The organism is Bacteroides stercorirosoris (genome assembly GCF_900142015.1).
Classification (GTDB): Bacteria; Bacteroidota; Bacteroidia; order Bacteroidales; family Bacteroidaceae; genus Bacteroides; species Bacteroides stercorirosoris.
Genome location: NZ_FQZN01000004.1, coordinates 46161 through 66710 on the forward strand (window position 1 = coordinate 46161; position 20550 = coordinate 66710).

Below are 20550 nucleotides of genomic sequence, written 5' to 3' on the forward strand. Positions count from 1 at the left end.
CTCTCAGAATATATTCCAGACGGTCTTCGGGGAAATATATAACGAAGGTAAAAATTAGCTATGTTTCTCCGTTTAGTAATAGCTGACTTTCACGTTGCTGACTTCCACACTTCCCGAGTAGCTGTTAACAGACCACGGATTCTTCTGCATCCCATAAATGCGGTTCGTATAAGCCACATTGTCATTGATGTAGACCACACAAATCGAGTTGTCCGTGCAGATTGTTACATGATATACATTGTCGGAAGGAGTGGGGAACAGATAACCGTCTATTCCGTCAATGAAGCCTTTGCCTTCATCTCCCTCTTCCTCAAAGTTAATCTTCCGCTTGTTATTGTTATCTTCCGGGTTCACCACAATAGTGTAGTACTTTTTAGAGTCAGTGCCACGCACCAGAGAAATACCGAATCTATCCGCATTGCTTGCCGTCTTTACGGTAAACGAAATCTTGTTGCATACATTCAGGCGGTTGAAAAGTACATACGCATTGTCCGTCAGTGTGTAGCTGCCGTTACTTTCAGATACCCCGTTACTCTTTTCCATGACCTTCACGTCAGAATCGGTTGTATATTTCCGGCTGATACCTTCTATCAGTCCCAAAGACAGTGTTCCGTCTTCATGCTGGATGATTTTGTGCGCAACCAGGCTACCTGCCCATTCCGGTTCGTTGGGAGAAGCGCCGACTGCGGTGTTGTCGTTGCCCGAGCGGGTGGGGCACCATCCCCAGATATACCGGTTGGTACCATCCGAAGCTGTTTTTCCGGCATAGAAACCACGGGAATCGAGGAAACCTTCGTGGTCATCGGGCCAGATGCCGGCATCATTTGCTGTGGTGGCTTTCAGCTCGTCGAGGGTGCGTCCTTTGAAGTATTGCACCTTGCGTACGGCCGCATGCATTTCCGAATAAACCAGATACCACCAGTCGCCCATTTTGAAGACGTCGGGACATTCATAGAAACGGTCCCACATCATGGTCATGAATACACCGGCGTGTTCCCAGGTTTTCATATCCGCAGAGGTGTATTCCGCCAGTACGCCTTTGCCACTCTTCACGGTAGAAACGAGCATGTGATACTTCCCGTCTTCTCCCTCAAATACAAAGGGGTCGCGGAAATCGTTCTTGCTGTATCCGTCGGTGTCACCTTTCAGATAGAAAGTGCGGTTCTTGGTCCACGTCTTGAAGTCGGGAGAGGTGGCGTACATTACGACCTGCCCGTTCTGGGATGAAGTGGGTTGATATTTGTTGCCTGTATAGAAGGTATAGTACAAACCGTCCGAAGGATTATAGATTGTGCTTCCCGTTCCGATGGCTGCATCCTGTTCCGCCAGTCCGCCGCAGGAAATCAGTTCTCCCATAGAGGTGTATGAGGCGGCATCTTGGGTACTTACCGCCCATATAGGGTGGTAAGTGCCTGCCTGGTTCGGGCGGTATTCCTGTAGATACATGATTTTGAAATCCCCTGCCTGCGCATCGTAAAATGGCATCGGGTCGCCTACATAGCCCACATAAGGTTTATAGTATGTATCGAAATTCATTGCGTCCGTCGAAGCAAAGTAAGTGGCTGTCCCGTTCCAGTCCTTTTGAGTCAGAACCGGATCATTGTCATCGTTGCAACTGCTGAAGGAAGTGACCATCATTGCAGCCAATGTAAGTGAATATATCATTGTTTTCATATATTAGTTTTTTATTTACCCGTTAAATAGTTGATTGCATTCTCTGTCAGTCTGCCCACATTGCCGTGGTACTTATCTGCCGAAGCGTCTACTCCGTAAGCATACCAGTCATAGCATCCCGAACCGATACATATAATTCCGCCTTTGGTGCCATCTGCCGGATATTCCCATGCCACGATGGCTCCGTCGCCGCCATAACCCAGGTCGATGCCGCCATGGTTGGTACGCCATACTTCATTCGTAGCATAGCCGCCCCAATCGGAACCGATGTGCCATTGTGCCGTGCTGTTGGTTGTCCGGTAGCCGGCATCGAAGGTGTAGACCTTGTCCGTTTCGCCACTGTTCATTATCAGGTTCTGATAGAGTGGGTGAGACTCGTGTCCCTGGATGAAGAAGTTCCAGGCACCACCGGTTATTTCACCGCTTTCTTCCGATTGTCCCCAGCAGTTGTTCGGGTTGTTGCCGTCCAGGGTAGCACCCAGTTTGGCAGCATAATAGGTAGCGTAGCGGGTGAGCAACAGGTTCATACCGTTGTTATACAGTTCCTTCATCTTCACCAGTGCGCTGACTGCCGCAGGGGCTGCATTATCAAATTTATCCATATTGTCGATACCGCCGTCTATGTGCAGGTGCCACCACATGAGTTCGCATTCGCTCAGGTCAACCCGTCCTGCCTGCACATCGGCAAAGGAGATGTACTGTGCGTTGGCAACATTGTTCAGCATCCAGGTGGCCGCCTCTTTCTCTTCCGGGTTCAGTTCGTCCAGCGTTGCTGCCAAGCCTATATATACGGCACTTGGAGCATCGGTAGGGATAACCGTAACCGTATAAACGGCAGTTGCGGTATTATACGAAACAGTGAATTCCACAGGGTTGGTAAAGTCGACCGCCTGACCGGATGCCGGCATAACTACCGCTCCTGCCGAAGTGGTGATTACAGGAACCAGGTTTCTTACATCCACCGTACTGGGGATGCGCACGGTGATGGTGCGTTTGCTTTGGTCAATCACTCCGGCGTATGCATCATTCAGCTTGAATGAAAGAATTTTGGCTTCATCATGCTTGATGTTGACCGTATAATCCAGAAAAACATCTCCGTTGGTCACTTTTACCACCTGCGGAAACGAGAAGTTCAGTACATCGCCCGCCTTTACCGAAGCTACGGCGCCTTCGGACACTTCAATACCCGTGACTTTCATTGCATCCGTGTCATACACCTCAGGAACTGCTACGGTTATGGTCTTGTTTGTCCGGTCGATTGCCCCTGCATAATTTTCATCCAGTTCAAAGGCGGTCAGCCATGTGTCGCCGTCCAGTTGAAGGTTGGATCTATTGTCATCGCTACATCCCGGGAGGGTAAACATCAGTGCAGTGCCCAGGAGAAGCGTATTTAGTTTATTCAATATTGATTTCATGATATTCTTGTTTTTAAAAGGTTACCAGTTACCGCAGTTCTGTGAATAGTTTCCATTGCTGGCGCTCATCTGTGCAAACGGAATAGGCAGATACTCATTCTTGTTTTTAGTGAATGACGCATTGGTGTAGATGGTGCAGTCGGCAGCTTCTTCGGCATAGAACTTGTTCAACACTTCTGCTGCTTCCCCCCATCTCACGAGGTCGAAGAAACGTTCCGATTCCAAAGCCAGCTCCACACGGCGTTCAAACTTCAGCAATTTCAGGGCATCCGCTTGTGAGTAACTTCCCGTATAGGGCTGCACGTTGAAGCGTACGCCATATTCCATTTCGTAGTCGGCGATGGCTGCCGTACTTTGTTTGGCACGGTTGCGCACTTCGTTTATCAGGTCGATGGCTTCGCTGGTGCGCCCGTCGTTCAGTTGGATTAATGCTTCGGCACGCATCAACAGTACGTCCGAGTAGCGCAGAACGATACGGTTCATCGGTGAACCCCACCAGGAACCTTTGATAAGGTAACCGCCATCAGGGTCTATATTGTGTTTCAGGGTGACATAGTAGCCATAAAGTCCGTTGCTGCGGCTCCAGGTAGTCGATTCGTCCATCATATACTTCTTATTGAACTCATACGGGAATCCGGGCATACCTACCGTGAGGAAAAGGCGCGGGTCGGCATAATCGGACTGTGAATTGTAATCACGGCTGTTGAAAGCATCCAGTAGCGGATATCCATTAGCGTCTGTCCTGAATGCGTTCACCAGATTCTGGCTGGGCTTGTAGAAGTCGCAACCGCCATCGGTGACCCCCGGAATATTGGGAACAATCAAACCGTAGGACCAGTTACAGTTACCGTTTTTGGTACCGTCGTTCATGGAGTATTGCATGGCCCACAGAGATTCAACGCCATTCTCGTACTGAGGTTCCGGACGGAAGTTATTCTGAAAGTCAGATTCCAGTCCGTAGCCGCCTGCCGACATGATGGCTTTGTCCGTGTACTGCACCACTTTCACCAGGTCTTCCGTGCTGATACTCGTCACTTCGTGGTTGTCCGCATTGTCTTGGTGATAAGCTTTATAGAGATAAGTCTTAGCCAGATAAGCTGCCGCGGCGGCTTTGGCAGGACGTCCCTTGTCGGCCTGCTTCACGGGGAGGTTGTCATAGGCGAACTGAAAATCGTCGGCAATCTGCTGCCAGCCTTCGTCGTTGCTATAGGTAGTATTGGAAAGGTAATTGTATTCTTCCGGTGACAGGTTGGCATCATTGGCAAACGGAATCTTCTTGTACAGGCGTTTCAGGAGGAAGTGTCCGTGGGCACGCAGGAATCTCATTTCGGCAATGCGCTGTTGTTTCAGTGAATAGGTGCTTTCGTCTACCTGCTCCAGAAGTTGCAGGGAGGTGTTGACGCGTGAGATACAGTTGTACAGGCGTTGCCACATGTCGCTGATGTTCCATGCCGTAGTCATGATGCCCTGCGAGATGTCCAGTGCATGGAATACGTCACCGTCTTCCGTACCGTTTCCACCTTTGTAGGCATCGTCCGAGCGTACGTCGTAGTTCCACATGGAGAAAGAAGAATTGATATCTTCGGCGGTAATCCACACGGCATAGGCGGAGATTACCAGATTGTCGATGTATGCCGGGTCCTTCAGTTGTTCATCGCTGATGGTTCCCTGGGGGAGCTGGTCTTCCAGAAAATCTGTGCAACTGCCGCACATCAGGGAAAGACCTAAAACTGCTGTATATATTAATTTTCTCATAAGTAATTGATTTATTGATTTAGAAACCTACATTAACTCCGAAAGTCAGATTCATCGGGATAGGATAACCATAGTTGGCATTCTCCGGGTCTACTCCGGTAAACTCCTTGCTCTTGATGGTCAGCAAGTTCTGGGCACTTACATAGAAGCGCAGACGGTCCATTTTCAGCTTTTGGGAGAAGGCTTTCGGAACATTGTAACCTATCTGTATATTGCGCAGTTTCAGGAACGAGCCATTCTCTACGAAATAAGTTGAAACGCGCTTCTCATTGTTTATATCGCTGCGCGACAGTGCCGGAATATCAGAATTCGGGTTAGTCGGAGACCAGGCATCGAGCACCCGTTTACCCTTATTCAGGAAACCGATGTTGAGGCCGCTCCAAAGGTCTGTTTCTTTTTTCAGGTCACTGATTACGTCTACTCCCTGAACGCCTTGCCAGAACATGGTGAGGTCGAAGTTCTTGTATTCAAGATAGATATTCAGACCATAGCTGAATGCAGGCGTCGGGTCGTATATCCACTTCTGGTCTTTCTCGTTGATGATGCCGTTATTGTCCAGGTCGCGCCAGCGGATGCGTCCCACTCCGGCACCTTCCTGGGTGGCATGGTTGTCAACTTCCTCTTGCGATTTGAAGATGCCGTCGGCCACGTAACCCACCTGCGAACCATTGGCATGGCCGATAACGCTTTGTACGCCATTACCGCCGAAAGTACCGTTGGCTGCTACGGTGGCGGGTAGTTTGGTGATTTCATTCCGGTAGGTGGAGACGTTGGCATTCAGGTCATATTTCAATCCGAATGAAGTCTGGTTGCGATAACCGAGATTGAGCTCCACACCCATGTTTTTCATCTCTCCGGCATTGATCCATTGGCTGCTGCCTTCGCCCATGGCTGCGATACCTGCCATCTGTACCAGGATGTCCGTTGTCTTTTTGTAGAACCAGTCGAACGAACCATACAGGCTTTGTTTGAACAGGGAGAAGTCGATACCCAGGTTGGTCTGTGTGGTTGTTTCCCATTTGATGTTGTCATTACCGATTTGGTTGCGCTTGAAACCGGATTGAAGAATGCTTCCGCCATTGGTTCCGGCAATGTCGTAAGAAGTGCCGTAACTCTGACCGCCTGATTCCGTCACACCATAGTTGGGAACGTAAATCGTGTAACGGGCGATATTGGAGATTTCCTGGTTACCGGTCTGTCCCCATGAACCGCGGATTTTCAAATCGTCTATCCAGGTGAGATTCTGCATGAACTTCTCACGATTCAGACGCCATCCCAGTGACACGGAAGGAAAAGTGGCGTAGCGGTTATTCTTACCGAAGCGTGAAGAACCGTCACGGCGAACCGTTACAGAGAACAGATATTTATCATCATATGTATAGTTCAGTTTTCCGAAGAAGGAAACCAGCGAATAACCTTCACCGGCACCGTAAGCCTGGGCAGTGCCCGAACCGGCATCCGGCCACATATAGTCGGGAGTCAGGATGGCGTAATCCTCTTTATAACCGGAGAAGTGAATATCATCTTCACGGTTCAGCTCCATACCGATCATGGCATCACCACGGTGCTTGCCGATTTCCAGATTATAGGTAGCAATGGCATTCCACATCCATTTCGTCCAGTGTTCCTGTTTGGCTTCCACGGCATTCTTGTCATTTGCCACGTTGCCTTCGGTAATCGGGTAAGTGAAGATGCGTTGCGATTTCTGTGCATAGTCCAGTCCGAATGTGGAACGTACATTGAATCCTTTGAAGGGATTCAGGTTGATGTAGGCATCACCAAACATGCGCCAGTAAGTATAGCGGTTATCGGAGTTACGTTCCAGACGTGCCACCGGGTTTTCACGGTCGGGGTAACCGCCCACCGGACCTGCATATTCTCCGTTGATGTCACGCACCGGCAGTGAAGGGTTGAACTGCAATACATTTTGCAGGAACCCGCCCGGTGCCTGTACTTCCGAAGTGCGGTTCAAGGTGAAATGCTCTCCCACGGTCAGCACTTTGCCAATCAGATTGTAACTGGAGTTCATGCGGGCGGAGAAACGTTCAAAGTCACTGTCCTTGATGATACCCAGATTCTTGTAATATCCCAGAGAGAAGAAAGAGGAACCTTTCTCCGAACCGTTGCTTACAGATACATTGTATTGCTGGATTACACCTGTGCGTGTCGTTTCATCAAACCAGTCCGTGTCGGCAGCCGGTACTGTATTGGCGGAATCCAGATACTTGGACATGCTGATGCCGTTCAGTTGGGGATAGCCGTTGGTATCATAACCCCAGTTGTATTTATAACCCAGTGCATTGGTATTGGGGTCCTGTCCTTCGTTCACGTAAGCCTGCCACATGGCGCGGCCATATTCTTCCGTATTCAGCACTTCCATCTTATTGGTGTACATGGAAGCGGCGACGGATGCGTCGAAGTTGATTTTCACTTGTCCTTCTTTACCCTTCTTTGTAGTGATGATGATGACACCGTTTGCAGCGCGCGAACCGTAGATGGAGGCTGAGGCGGCATCTTTCAGTACTTGGATGGATTCGATGTCGTTGCCGTTCAGTTCGTGCATGCCCGATTTGGTGGGTACACCGTCTATAATATAAAGAGGATCATTGTTGTTCAGGGTTCCTATACCGCGGATGCGTACCGTGGTGTTTCCACTGGGATTACCGTCGGCTGTGATGTTCATACCGGGCACGCGTCCCTGCAAAGCCTTTATCGGGTTGTTTTCGTTTTGCTTGGCAATTTCGTCCATGCTGACTACGGAGATGGCTCCGGTCAGGTCGGCCTTGCGTTGGGTGGTGTAGCCGGTAACTACAATTTCCTGTAGCATTTCGGATTCTTCTTCCAGAGTGATGCTCAGTGAGGCTTGCGCTTTCACATTCACGGTCTTGAAGCCTATATAAGAAATAGTAAGCTCTGCACCTTGGGCTACGGATAATGTAAATTCGCCGTCGATATTAGTAATGGTACCGTTGGCGGTCTGATTGGTTTCTATTATTGTTGCACCGATGATTGGCTCCCCATCGGTCTTAGAAACCACCTTTCCTTGTACGGTCAGGCTTTGCGCCTGTGCAAGCGTGCACATCAGAAGAAATAGTGCAAATAGAAGTGATTTTTTTATGCCTTCCATGTTTTTAGATTTTAATTTAATAGTTTACTTTGTTTGTAATCGCAATGGATTACCTCTCAAAACCGGCTTTCCCGAGTCATGTTTTGATGTTGCAAAGAAAGGGGATTTTCGGGAAAGAAGCTGTAATTTATGTTTCGGATGCTGGTAAATTTGATACAGAATTGATAAGAAATGAATTATTTCACCACAGATTACACAGATTAGCATAGATTTAATTTGTTAATAATCAGAGATTTCTTCCCTAATCTGTGTAAATCTGTGTAATCTGTGGTGCATCAAAACCCATCAAAAATGAACTAATCTTGCCTCGACCTCCCCTCTGGTATCAATTTTGTTAGTTTATGAAACATAAATGGCAGCTTCTTTCCCTGAAAATCTCTTCCTTTGCAAAGTGCTTTCCCGGGCAACCAATTATTAACTGTTTTTTTAATACCAAGAAACATCATGAATCTAAAAAACTATTTGTTAACAGCACGGTGGACTTTCGCCTTTATAATAGGTACTGTATGGTCTGTTTTCTCGTGCCAGGCTATTAATCCTCCTTTCGTGATTAAACATTTAGGCGACGGACAGAGCATTGTCCAGATTGAGAATCAAAAGAAATTCCTGTTGCTTCCCGTAGAAGAAACTTCTCCGGAGGCTAAACTCTATATGATTGCGAATAATGACGTAGTGCGCAACATGAACGTCCGTCTGGCTATCAATAAAGTAGATTATTTTGTTCCGGTGGATCTTTCCGGATTTGATAATCAATCACTCTCCTTTAATTTCCAGCTCATCCCCGACACGGCCATTTGCTGGAATGAGATGAAACTTTCCGATACTTTCGATACTGCCAACTGTGAAGACTTCCGTCCGCTCTATCACTTCACCCCTCAATATGGATGGATGAACGACCCGAATGGCATGGTCTATAAGGATGGTGTGTATCACCTGTTTTATCAATACAACCCGTATGGTTCCATGTGGGGAAATATGCATTGGGGACATGCCATCAGCGTTGACCTTGTGTCCTGGGAACACCAGCCGGTAGCCATTGCACCCGATGCATTGGGCACCATCTTCAGTGGCTCTTGCGTAGTGGATAAAGATAATACGGCAGGTTTCGGTGCCGGAGCCATCATCGCTTTCTATACCTCGGCAAGCGAGCGCCAGGTGCAGAGCATGGCTTATAGCCTTGACAATGGGAAAACCTTCAAGAAGTATGCACGCAATCCGATACTGACTTCCACCCAACGCGACTTCCGCGACCCGAAAGTATTCTGGCACGATGCCACCGACAAGTGGATTATGGTACTTGCCGTAGGTCAGGAAATGCAGTTCTACTCTTCTGCCAACCTGAAAGACTGGACCTATGAAAGTAGTTTCGGTGAGGGTCAGGGTGCTCATGGCGGTGTCTGGGAGTGTCCCGATCTGATTGAACTGCCCATCGAAGGCACTGAACTGAAAAAGTGGGTATTGATTTGCAACATCAACCCCGGAGGACCTTTCGGCGGTAGCGCTACCCAATATTTTGTAGGAACCTTCGACGGAAAGACCTTTGTGAATGAATCCCCGAAAATGACAAAGTGGATGGACTGGGGAAAAGACCATTATGCTACCGTAACATGGAGTAATGCTCCCGAAGGACGCCATATAGCCCTGGCATGGATGAGCAATTGGCAGTACGCCAACAATGTGCCGACCACGCAATACCGCAGTGGCAATTCCGTTCCCCGCGATTTGAGTCTTTATACTTCGGACGGCGAGACTTATCTGAAGTCATCCCCTTCGCGTGAACTCCTGACATTACGCGGAAAAGGGGAGAAGAAGCGTTCTTTCAAAGTAGACCGTACCTATAATATGGATAAACTTCTCGCTGACAATGCCGGTTCGTATGAAATAGAGATGACCATCAAGAACAGAAATGCGGAAGTCATTGGTTTCCAACTTTTCAACTCGAAAGGGGAAGAAGTGGATATCTACTATAATTTGGTAGAGAAGAAGTTTGCAATGGATCGTACCAAAAGCGGAATCGTATCGTTCAGTCCGGACTTCCCTGTGGTAACATTCGCTCCGATAGAAGATAACTATGAGATGAAGCTACGTATCTTTATAGATAAGTCCAGTATCGAGATATTCGGTGACGACGGACGTCTGGCGATGACAAACCTGGTATTTCCTTCGGAACCTTATAACCGTATCAGTTTCTATGCTAAAGGTGGAAGCTACACGGTAAGTTCATTCCAGGTTTATAAGCTGAAATAGCTAAATTTGTGATGAAAACACATTCGTAAGAATGTTCTGTTTTTCCTCTTCCCCGTACCCGAACCGTATCAACTCCGTATCATCTCCGTAGCTATAGAACCGAATTTGCTACGGCCTTGCTACGGAGTTGATACGGACCGGGTACGGGGAAGACCTTTAAATTGTCCTGTTTCTCTTTTATTCCTCTATCTCAATCGTATATTTTCCTCTGAACGTTTCTTCGGGTTGCAGATGCTGCACCCAATCCTTATCCTTATACTCACCTGTGTAGTGTGCCCTGTCACACCGCCCATACCACGGCTCTATGCAGACAAACGGAGCATTCTTTGCCGGTGGCGACCATAACCCCACCACGGGAGCATCAAAATGCAGACTGAGATAAGGTTTCTTCTCCTTATTATATAGAGTCACCTTTCTCACCTGGCTGCCTTCCAGTATCAGTGCGTCCTTATCGAATGTATGTGTATCCAATGGCAAAAGTTCATCGGTCAGTTTCAACGGGTATTCAGTGTCCGGGTCGGCACAACCTTTCTCGGAAATCAGGATATATTTCAATCCGCTTTTCTTGTTGAACCCGAAGAATCCCCGTTCCTGAGTTTCAGCATCGAAATCCGGGTAATAGAATGCCGGGTGTGCACCTATCTGGAAGTGCATTTCTTTTTCTCCGGTATTCTTCACTTCCCACATGACGTCGATTTTCTTGTCGCGGATGCGGTAACCGATTTCGAGGCAGAACGGGAAAGGATATTTCTTCAGCGTTTCTTCGTTGCTGACCAGTTGATAACGCAGTTCGTCATTCTGTTCTAATATTAATTTGAATTCCATGTCGCGGGCAAAACCATGTTGCGTGAGCACATAAGTAGAGCCTTCATTCCGGTATTCGTTTTCCCATACGCTACCTACAATAGGGAAGAGTACAGGTGAGTGGCGTTTCCAGAATTCCGGTTCAGCCTGCCACAGGTATTCTTTTGCGTTGGCAAAAATGCTGCATAGTTCTGCTCCATGTGCAGAGACTTCGATGCTAAGTCGTCCATTAAAGAGTGTTTCCATCTTGTTGTTTAAAAAGTTTCTTTGTATAATCTCCCACAAAAATAGACAAAAAGACAGATAATAGCTCTCAAATAGGCGTAAAAAAGAGCTTCGTATCATAATTGCTACTCTTTGTAACAAAAGTGATACCCTATTGTCTTAAGATTCGCTTCCTTTGCAACGTGCTTTCCCGAGCAGGAATATACTTAAATTAATACCATAGAACAATGAAATCTAATTCTTCGTTATCTAAGCTTGTCCCGGTGATGTTCTGTTTCTTCGCCATGGGATTCGTCGATTTGGTGGGTATCGCCTCCAATTATGTAAAAGCCGATTTAGGTCTGACAGACTCACAGGCTAACATTTTTCCTTCGCTGGTTTTCTTCTGGTTCTTGATTTTCTCCGTACCGACGGGTATGCTGATGAGCCGTATCGGACAGAAAAAGACGGTACTCCTTAGTTTGGTGGTGACATTCGCTTCCCTTTTGTTACCCGTTTTCGGTGATAGTTATATGTTGATGCTACTTTCTTTCTCTTTATTGGGGATTGGAAATGCATTGATGCAGACTTCACTGAATCCGTTGCTCTCTAATATTGTCAGGGGTGACCGGCTGGCAAGTAGCCTAACTTTCGGACAATTTATAAAAGCGATTGCCTCATTCCTTGCACCTTACATTGCCATGTGGGGGGCTACGCAGGCTATTCCGTCCTTCGGTATGGGTTGGCGCGTGCTGTTCCCTATTTATATGGTGATAGCTGTGATTGCGGTTTTACTGTTGGGACAGACGCAAATCACCGAAGAGAAAGAGGAGGGAAAACCTTCCACGTTCAGCCAGTGTCTGGCTTTGTTGGCCAAACCGTTCATTTTGCTTTCTTTCATCGGCATCATGTGCCATGTGGGAATTGATGTAGGTACGAATACCACCGCTCCTAAAATCCTGATGGAGCGTCTGGGCATGGGACTGGATGACGCCGCATTTGCTACGAGCCTTTATTTCATTTTCCGTACGGCAGGCTGTTTCACGGGTTCTTTTATTCTGCGGAAGATGAATGCGAAGTCGTTCTTTGCCATCAGTAGTTTCCTGATGTTGATTGCAATGATCGGGCTTTTTGCTTTCCATTCCAAAACAACTATTTATATTTGCATAGCGTTGATAGGTTTCGGTAACTCGAATATCTTTTCGATTGTCTTCTCGCAGGCGTTGCTATATATGCCGGGCAAGAAGAACGAAGTTTCCGGTCTGATGATTATGGGACTTTTCGGCGGAACCGTATTTCCGTTGGCAATGGGACTGGCAAGCGATGCGGTAGGGCAGAGCGGTGCGGTAGCGGTAATGACTGTCGGAGTGCTATATCTGCTGTCTTATACTTTGAAGATTAAAAAATAACTTTATATCTAACCATAATTCATAATTATATCGAGTATCATGAATAAAATCATCGTAGGAATGGGTGAAGCACTTTGGGATGTGCTGCCCGAAGGAAAGAAAATAGGCGGTGCGCCTGCCAACTTTGCATATCATGTTTCACAGTTTGGTTTCGACAGCCGTGTGGTGAGTGCCGTGGGGCGTGATGCTGACGGTCAAGAAATATTGGATGTATTTGCCCAAAAGAAGCTGGCTTGCCAGATAGAGCAGGTGGATTATCCTACAGGTACGGTGCAGGTAACTCTGGATGCTGTGGGTGTTCCTTGTTATGAGATCAAAGAAGGCGTGGCTTGGGATAACATTCCCTTTACTGACGAACTGAAACGCCTGGCTCTTTCCACCCGTGCGGTTTGTTTCGGTTCGCTGGCACAGCGCAGCCCGGTGAGTCGTGCCACTATCCAGCGTTTTCTGGATACGATGCCCGACGGGGATGAACAGATTAAGATTTTCGATATCAATCTCCGCCAGGGGTTCTATACGAAAGAGATACTTTGCGAGTCTATGCGCCGTTGCAACATTCTTAAAATCAATGATGAGGAGTTGGTGACTATTAGCCGTATCTTCGGCTATCCGGGGATTGACTTGCAGGATAAATGCTGGATACTCCTGGCTAAATATAATCTGAAAATGTTGATTCTGACTTGCGGCACGAACGGCAGTTATGTGTTTACTCCGGGCGTTGTGTCTTTCCAGGATACTCCGAAGGTTCCGGTTGCCGATACCGTTGGTGCGGGAGATTCGTTTACTGCGGCTTTCACGTCTGCCATACTTAGCGGAAAGCCGGTGCCTGAGGCTCATAAGTTGGCGGTGGAAGTTTCTGCCTATGTTTGTACACAGAGCGGGGCTATGCCGGAGTTACCGGCTGCTTTTAAGAGTAGATTGGACTAAGCTCCTGAGAGGTTACAATTAGATTATTTTCTCCTTTATCATTACTGTTCTGATATGGTAATGGTAAAGGAGATTGATTTATAGCACCTATATCACCGCACAAAGCTCCTCCACCTGTTTCTCAAAACTATCCCTCATCTTTGCCTTATTTTTCACCACACTCCGGTGATTATAAATCGTCTGCGGGGAATAGAACAGGAGAGTGGCTATCTTGGAACTATCCTTAATCCCCATCCGTATTAAAGCAAAAATGCGAAGTTCCGTAGTCAGGATTTCCCCCCGCTTGGGTATAATCTCTTCTCCTTCGCGCAACAGGGAATTAAATTCCTTTATAAAGTTGGGATACAGATTCAGGAAAGCCGTATCGAAGTTTACGAAGAACTCTTTGGCATCCGTGTCCGAAAGCTTGGTTGCATTGGCCAGTCTCAGTAAATCGTCCGTTTGCTTTGCCTTTACCTTGCGCTTCACTAAATCCTGGTATTTATTCAGTTTATCTATGTAGGCGGCACATAAATCCATAAACAGACTCACATACTCCTCGCGCGTATGATTTGTATCTACCAACGCTTTATTCAGATGTTGCAGTTCCTGGTTCATATCCGCCAATATCTTTCTCCGCTTATGCAACTGGTTCATCTGCCGGTAAATATAAACCAGGGAAACCACCAGTCCGATAGACAAGAGACTGATACATATCAGTGACCATTGTAACCGCTGACTTTTGATAAGATTCTGTTCCTGATAGGAAAGCACGATGGAGGGAAACTTCCTCGCTATTTCGAGCATACGGAGGCGGTTGTTGTAGAACATGGCATCTTTCAGAGAATGGTTTAAGTAACGGTTCGCACGTGAAACTTCTCCGCTTCTGTTCTTGAAGATATATAGAGCCAGTTCCTGTAAAGCTAGATTCTCTTTCAACGGGCACACCTGATCGGAGATGGCTGCCATTATCAGGTAATTTTCATATTCTTCCCAATTATTGGTTTGTGAGTACACCAATGCCAGTCCGTAAGTCACCATGGCATACAACCGGACATTGACTGGCAATCCTTCCAATGCTTTTTTATAGTAATCTTCCGCTTCGGCATACCTGCGGTGGCGATAGAGATTCTCACCTTTCCAATAATGATGCAGCGGTGAACCGGCGGGCAGGACACTGATAAGTGAATCCTGATAAAGCATCTCCTTTTCATAATAACGGGGAGCATATACTTTATCGTTGGAATATTCGGCCCACATACTGTAAGCCCATTCGTAAGCGGTATAATATTCTATCCGCAATGCATCGTCCAACGTGCGGCTGTCTATCTGTTTCAGATTTTGAATGGATTCGCTGAAATATCCCGAAGTGGAGAGGAGTATGGAACGGTGAATGATGCTCAGGTTGCGATAGGCAGGATTGGAAAGTTGCGTAGCCACTTCTTCTTCCCGGTCTACGTAGAACATCGCCGAATCGAACCGGTAAGTATAATATTCCTCATAAATGGCGTTGTACAACCGGAAACGCTCATCATCTCCCATAGCCGGATAGAGTAAATGCTTGAGACTGTCAATCCGTGCCTCCTTCTGATGTGAATATTGACTGCGCAGTTTCAAGGCAGCTTCCAACTCTCCGGACAAGTCAATTCTATTTGCAGCACGGAAAGGCAGGAGTACGAATAACAGAAATAATCCCGATAATAAGCATTTCTTCATAGGGTATATTCATTAAAAGTAGACAAATACAAAGATAACAAAAGTTTCCGGTAAACGGGTACATCTACTTGCTTTTCTAAAATGGGTGCTGACAAATGATTAATTATAAGCAGTTTATCCTTTGTGTCCCTCTCCTGTCAATCTACCTGGCGGCTACCTGCAGAAACAGTACGTTATTATACCCCCTAACTTTGCCCTCGTTGAAAGACAAGGAGTGAAATCCTCTCCGGTTCCTTCTTCAGAATGTTTAATTTTAAATCAATGAATATTATGAAAGTCAATCTCTTTTCTTGTGTCATACCGATGATACTCTCATTCGCTTCTTCTGCAATGGCAAGCAATCCGGTGGAAGTAAACGACACCATTAGTACAAAGAAATCGGAAGGCAGTGAACGCAATGTGATGCTGAATGCTTCGGATGCCAACAAACCCCGTGAAATTCAAATCGGACTCCCCAGTGAGGATGTGAATGTATATGAGAACGGACTACCTGCCGTATACTCTTCGGCTGTACACAAACTGGCTACCCATTGGCGCAGCGATGCCAGCCTGGGCGAGGTGGGGCTGATGAACCCGTCCGAATCTGCCATCACTACCGGAAACATCGCTTATTCGGTGAACGCTTTCTCCAAGTTAGGGCAGAAAGAATTCAAAGGAGTACTGAATTACCACACCAACCACTTCGGCTGGCAGAATGTGGACATGAATGTATCCGGTGGCATTGGCGACCATTGGTTGTATACCGCCAGCATTTATCAGAATTTCGACCCGGGCAGCTTCGCCCCTAAGTTTGAAAACTTCAGCGACCGTACTCAGCTCTATCACGCCGGATTGACCCGGCTGTTCAATAACAACCGTGGGAAGTTCTCCGTCATTTATAAATTCTCGAAAAGCAATGCGCTCGGCTCGATGATTAACGCGGCTCCCTTTATTTATGTAGGCGATGGCAGCGTGAAAGAAATTCCGGGCTTCAAGCTGGGGACTTCCTCGTATGCTCCCGAAGGTGGACGTTTTCAGTACATGGATGTGACGGATGGTAAGATGAAAAGCGGACGCTTTGGCGATTTCACCGGAAACAAGGCGCATGAAGTAGCTATGCTATTCGACTATACCTTCCGCAATAATTTGAACTGGACACTTAACGCCAAATTCATGAATGCCCCCGAAGCCAATTATGTAGACTTTGGCGGTAGTAATATCAGCGAGGCGACTGTAACAGATGGTCTTTTCCTGGATGACTCCAAAGAAGCCTACACCGGACTGGTGGAAGGAAGACGCACCTGGTTGCACTTCGGCAAAGTGAAGAACGTCCTGCTTACTTCCGAACTGAAAAAGAAAGTGGGCAACCACGATATGAGGTTAGGGTTGAACGAGTGGTACTACCACCTGGATTATCATTCTTCCTCTTTCCAGTGGATAGGAACCGTTACTGAATACCCGCAGATACTGAATCGCCGGGAAGCCGACGGAAGCACCAATAAGTTCAGAGGTTTCAATGAGCTAAGTCCGGAATATACCAAAGGAACTGAAAACAAACTGGCTGCCTACTTCACGGACAACTGGCAAGTAACTCCGAAGCTTAATGTTTATTACGGTGCCCGCCTGGAATACTACCGTATGTCTGCCGACCAGATACCTTACGGACGTTATGCTGGTTTTCATATCGGCGATACCCATTCATATACGGACAATGACGGCAACATACTTTCTACTGAAAAGATAGAACCCCATAAAGTGGTAAAAGACAAGCTGAATTATGCAGCAACCGCACAATTCACTTATAAGATAACAAAGAACTTCGGTCTTACAGCCGATGGAACCATTGCCACCCGTTTCCCCCGCATCAACGAGTATGCCGGAACAGGTCCCACCGAGGAACAGTACAAGCGTGTCACCATCCCTTTGCTGCGTGGCGGATTGTTTTATCATAACAACTGGATGAACCTGACTTCCATGATTACATATATCTCCAAGTCGAACAACATCGACCAGCAGAACGTAACGAAACCCGGTACGACGCAATCCAAAACCACCTTATTAATATACGACATCAAGACCCTGGGCTGGACTACCTCGGCAGAAATCAATCCGTTCAAAGGTTTCCACCTGCATGCCCTGTTCACTTACCAGAAGCCGACCTATAACAACTATTTCATCAAGTCCCCCTTTGAAGGAGTGCCCGACCTAAATGCCAACGGCAACATCGTGAAAGAAATTCCGCAGGTACTTGCTGAAATAGATCCCAGCTACAACATTACTCCCGACCTGCGCGTATGGCTCAGCTTCCGTTATTTCGGAAAGACGTATGCCAATCTGACCAATGCCCTCTACTTCAACGGCCGTTGGGAAACCTTCGGCGGCGTAAACTGGAAGGTGAACAAGCATCTCTCCTTGGGAGCTACGGTTGTGAACTTCTTGAATCAGAAGGGTGCCAGCGGCACTATCAACGGTGCCGAACTGTTGAGCAAGGAAGAAGCCGGAAAGTTCAAGGATCACTATATGAGCGGTAATTATTTGCGCCCGCTCACTCTGGAATTCAGCGCAAGTCTTTCATTCTAAATTATATTTAATCTATTTTTGTAACTAAATTCATCGTACACCATGAAAAATTTACTCGTAACTCTCTTTGCATTCGCATCCCTGACGTATGCCCATGCAGCGGAAAAAGAAACTATCCGCATTTCTACGGACAACACCGACCTGGTGCTCCAGGTAGGCGAAAACGGTCGCTTGTATCAAACGTATCTGGGCGAGAAACTCTTGCATCAGCAGGATTTGCAGAACTTCCGTTGGAATATACATGCCGGGTCGGACGGTAGTGTGAGCAAGCGCGGCTGGGAAGTGTATAGTGGTTCCGGCAATGAAGATTACTTTGAACCTGCCATCGCCATCACTCATAATGACGGCAATCCGTCGACGATTCTTTATTACGTTTCTTCCTCGTCCAAGCCTGTAGAAGGTGGTACGGAAACCGTGATAAACCTGCGCGATAACCAGTATCCGGTAGACGTGGCACTGCATTATGTGGCCTATCCCAAAGAGAACGTCATCAAGACGTGGAGCGAGATAAAGCATCAGGAGAAGAAACCTGTCATGCTCTCCACCTATGCCTCCACCATGCTCTACTTCAATAATTCCAACTATTACCTGACCGAGTTCAGCAGTGACTGGGCAAAAGAAGCGCAGATGAGCAGTCAGCAATTGCAGTTTGGCAAGAAAGTGATTGACACGAAGCTGGGAAGCCGTGCTGCCATGCACACCCATCCCTTCTTTGAAGTGGGACTGGACCAACCGGTGAACGAACACCAGGGCGATGTCTTGATGGGTACACTGGGCTGGACGGGCAACTTCCGTTTCACTTTCGAAGTGGACAATGTGGGCAACCTGCGCGTAATCCCTGCCATCAACCCTTATGCATCGAACTACGAACTGAAACCGAATGAAGTGTTCACCACTCCCGAATTCATTTTCACTTTAAGTTATGATGGTGCCTCGCAAGGCAGTCGCAATCTGCACGAATGGGCACGCAACTATAGTCTGAAAGATGGTAAAGGCAGCCGTTTGACCCTTTTGAATAACTGGGAAAATACAGGTTTCAATTTCAATCAGGAGATACTTGCCGAGTTGATGAAGGAAGCCAAGCATTTGGGAGTGGATATGTTCCTGTTGGACGACGGCTGGTTTGCCAATAAATACCCGCGTAAGAATGACCATGCCGGTTTGGGCGATTGGGAAGTGACCCACGATAAACTGCCCGGTGGTATTCCCGCCTTAGTAAAAGCTGCCAAAGATGCGGATGTGAAGTTCGGCATCTGGATTGAACCGGAAATGGTGAACCCCAAGAGCGAACTCTTTGAGAAACATCCGGACTGGGCCATCCAACTGCCTAACCGCGAAACGTATTATTACCGCAATCAGTTGGTACTGGATCTTAGCAACCCGAAAGTGCAGGATTATGTATATGGCGTTGTAGAAAACATTATGCAGGAAAATCCCGATGTCGCTTTCTTCAAGTGGGATTGCAACAGCCCCATCACCAATATCTATTCCCCATATTTGAAGAATAAACAGGGACAGTTGTATATTGATCATGTCCGCGGTATCTATAATGTTCTGAAACGTGTAAAGGCGAATTATCCCAATGTCCCGATGATGCTTTGTTCCGGTGGCGGTGCACGTTGTGATTACGAAGCATTGAAGTACTTCACAGAGTTTTGGTGCAGTGACAATACCGATCCGGTGGAACGTGTCTATATCCAGTGGGGCTTCTCCCAGTTCTTTCCCGCAAAGGCTATGGATGCCCATGTGACGAGTTGGAACAAGGCGACTTCCATAAAGTTCCGCACCGACGTGGCCTCCATGTGCAAACTTGGTTTCGATATCGGTCTGAAAGAACTTACTGCCGATGAACTGACTTATTGCCAGACAGCGGTAGCCAACTGGAAACGTCTCCAGAACGCTATAATGGATGGTGACCAGTATCGTTTGGTTTCTCCGTATGAAGGGAATCATATGGCGCTGAACTATGTAAGTAAAGATACAAACAAGGCGGTTCTGTTTGCTTATGACATTCATCCGCGCTTTCAGGAAAAGCTGCTGGCGGTGAAATTGCAAGGTCTGGATCCGAACAAACAGTATAAAGTGGAAGAAATCAACTTGATGCCTGCCGCGACTTCCGGGTTGGTAGCTAATGGAAAAGTATATTCCGGTGATTATCTGATGAAAGTCGGGTTGGATGTATTGGGGTTAGGACAAACTCAGAGTCGGGTTGTTGAGCTGACTGCTCAATGATAGGCTGCTGACGAAGTTTTTCTTTCATTATCTTGATTTGCACTGTCACTGTGCAGAATATTTAATAAATTGCACTGTGATAGTGCAATTTATTTTTATATTTGCGATACTAATACCCTAAAAAATATGGATGATATCGCTATATGTTGTATGTCGGGTGGATATAAGAATGTGTTCACGCATGGTGTTCTCAAAGTGGTGCTATGCTGCAATCTATACAACGGTTGTCGGCAGAGATTAAGGAGCATCTATGGGAACCGTCAGCTGGGCGCCTGTTAATAGCGACCAGCCGGGTGAAGACGGAAGAAGCAGCCTCAGGCGTCCAGGTACTACGATTCATTTTATAAAACCTGATTATGAACTGAAAGATATGGGAGTGGATTATTACACTATTACCGGTGACGGATTGGAAGATGCGTATAATTATGGTTTGGCTAAGGGATTAGAGTATCTATGGTCTTAATAGTTCGGGCTGAACTATTAAGCTATCGTTTGAATTTAT

12 protein-coding genes are annotated in these 20550 nt (G+C 47.0%); 6 read left to right on the forward strand and 6 right to left on the reverse strand.

From position 1 onward, the window contains the following. Positions 1–72: 72 nt before the first annotated feature. From BUC01_RS04445 to BUC01_RS04460, 4 genes are read right to left on the reverse strand one after another with little or no spacing between them, the layout of a single operon-like run. Positions 73–1674 carry a glycoside hydrolase domain-containing protein gene (locus BUC01_RS04445; RefSeq protein WP_073312856.1) on the reverse strand — a complete coding sequence of 534 codons (1602 nt, stop codon included), beginning with the start codon at positions 1672–1674 and terminating at the stop codon, positions 73–75. Between the two features lie 11 nt (positions 1675–1685). Further along, positions 1686–3089: a DUF4960 domain-containing protein gene (locus tag BUC01_RS04450; protein WP_073312858.1), complete on the reverse strand. Its 1404-nt coding sequence runs from the start codon at positions 3087–3089 to the stop codon at positions 1686–1688. Positions 3090–3110: 21 nt separating this feature from the next. Then, positions 3111–4844 (reverse strand): RagB/SusD family nutrient uptake outer membrane protein, encoded by a 1734-nt coding sequence (locus BUC01_RS04455; RefSeq protein ID WP_073312860.1) that lies wholly within the window; start codon positions 4842–4844, stop codon positions 3111–3113. A 19-nt stretch (positions 4845–4863) separates the two neighbouring features. Further along, positions 4864–7926, reverse strand: coding sequence for a SusC/RagA family TonB-linked outer membrane protein (locus BUC01_RS04460; RefSeq protein WP_394363901.1), 3063 nt, complete (start codon positions 7924–7926; stop codon positions 4864–4866). Positions 7927–8415: 489 nt separating this feature from the next. Between BUC01_RS04460 and BUC01_RS04465 the strand changes: the two genes are divergently transcribed. Continuing rightward, complete coding sequence (locus BUC01_RS04465; protein WP_081795786.1) at positions 8416–10218, forward strand: glycoside hydrolase family 32 protein; 1803 nt, start codon at positions 8416–8418, stop codon at positions 10216–10218. 177 nt (positions 10219–10395) lie between these two features. Here BUC01_RS04465 and BUC01_RS04470 read toward each other — a convergent pair whose 3' ends face one another. Continuing rightward, complete coding sequence (locus BUC01_RS04470; RefSeq protein ID WP_025831598.1) at positions 10396–11268, reverse strand: aldose 1-epimerase family protein; 873 nt, start codon at positions 11266–11268, stop codon at positions 10396–10398. Between the two features lie 206 nt (positions 11269–11474). Here BUC01_RS04470 and BUC01_RS04475 point away from each other — a divergent pair, with 206 nt between their 5' ends. Further along, entirely contained in the window at positions 11475–12635 is a 1161-nt protein-coding gene (locus BUC01_RS04475) for an MFS transporter (RefSeq protein WP_025831599.1), read from the forward strand. A 39-nt stretch (positions 12636–12674) separates the two neighbouring features. After that, positions 12675–13562 (forward strand): carbohydrate kinase family protein, encoded by an 888-nt coding sequence (locus BUC01_RS04480; RefSeq protein WP_073312866.1) that lies wholly within the window; start codon positions 12675–12677, stop codon positions 13560–13562. A gap of 87 nt (positions 13563–13649) precedes the next feature. Here the strand turns inward: BUC01_RS04480 and BUC01_RS04485 are convergent, their stop codons facing one another. Beyond that, complete coding sequence (locus BUC01_RS04485; RefSeq protein ID WP_025831600.1) at positions 13650–15257, reverse strand: DUF6377 domain-containing protein; 1608 nt, start codon at positions 15255–15257, stop codon at positions 13650–13652. Positions 15258–15527: 270 nt separating this feature from the next. Here BUC01_RS04485 and BUC01_RS04490 point away from each other — a divergent pair, with 270 nt between their 5' ends. The 3 genes from BUC01_RS04490 to BUC01_RS04500 all read left to right on the forward strand — a co-directional run bounded on the left by BUC01_RS04490 (position 15528) and on the right by BUC01_RS04500 (position 20511). Further along, positions 15528–17816: a TonB-dependent receptor domain-containing protein gene (locus BUC01_RS04490; RefSeq protein WP_025831602.1), complete on the forward strand. Its 2289-nt coding sequence runs from the start codon at positions 15528–15530 to the stop codon at positions 17814–17816. A 42-nt stretch (positions 17817–17858) separates the two neighbouring features. Further along, complete coding sequence (locus tag BUC01_RS04495) at positions 17859–20048, forward strand: alpha-galactosidase (RefSeq protein ID WP_025831604.1); 2190 nt, start codon at positions 17859–17861, stop codon at positions 20046–20048. A 250-nt stretch (positions 20049–20298) separates the two neighbouring features. Further along, positions 20299–20511 carry a hypothetical protein gene (locus BUC01_RS04500; RefSeq protein ID WP_025831606.1) on the forward strand — a complete coding sequence of 71 codons (213 nt, stop codon included), beginning with the start codon at positions 20299–20301 and terminating at the stop codon, positions 20509–20511. The last annotated feature ends 39 nt before the right edge of the window (positions 20512–20550 follow it).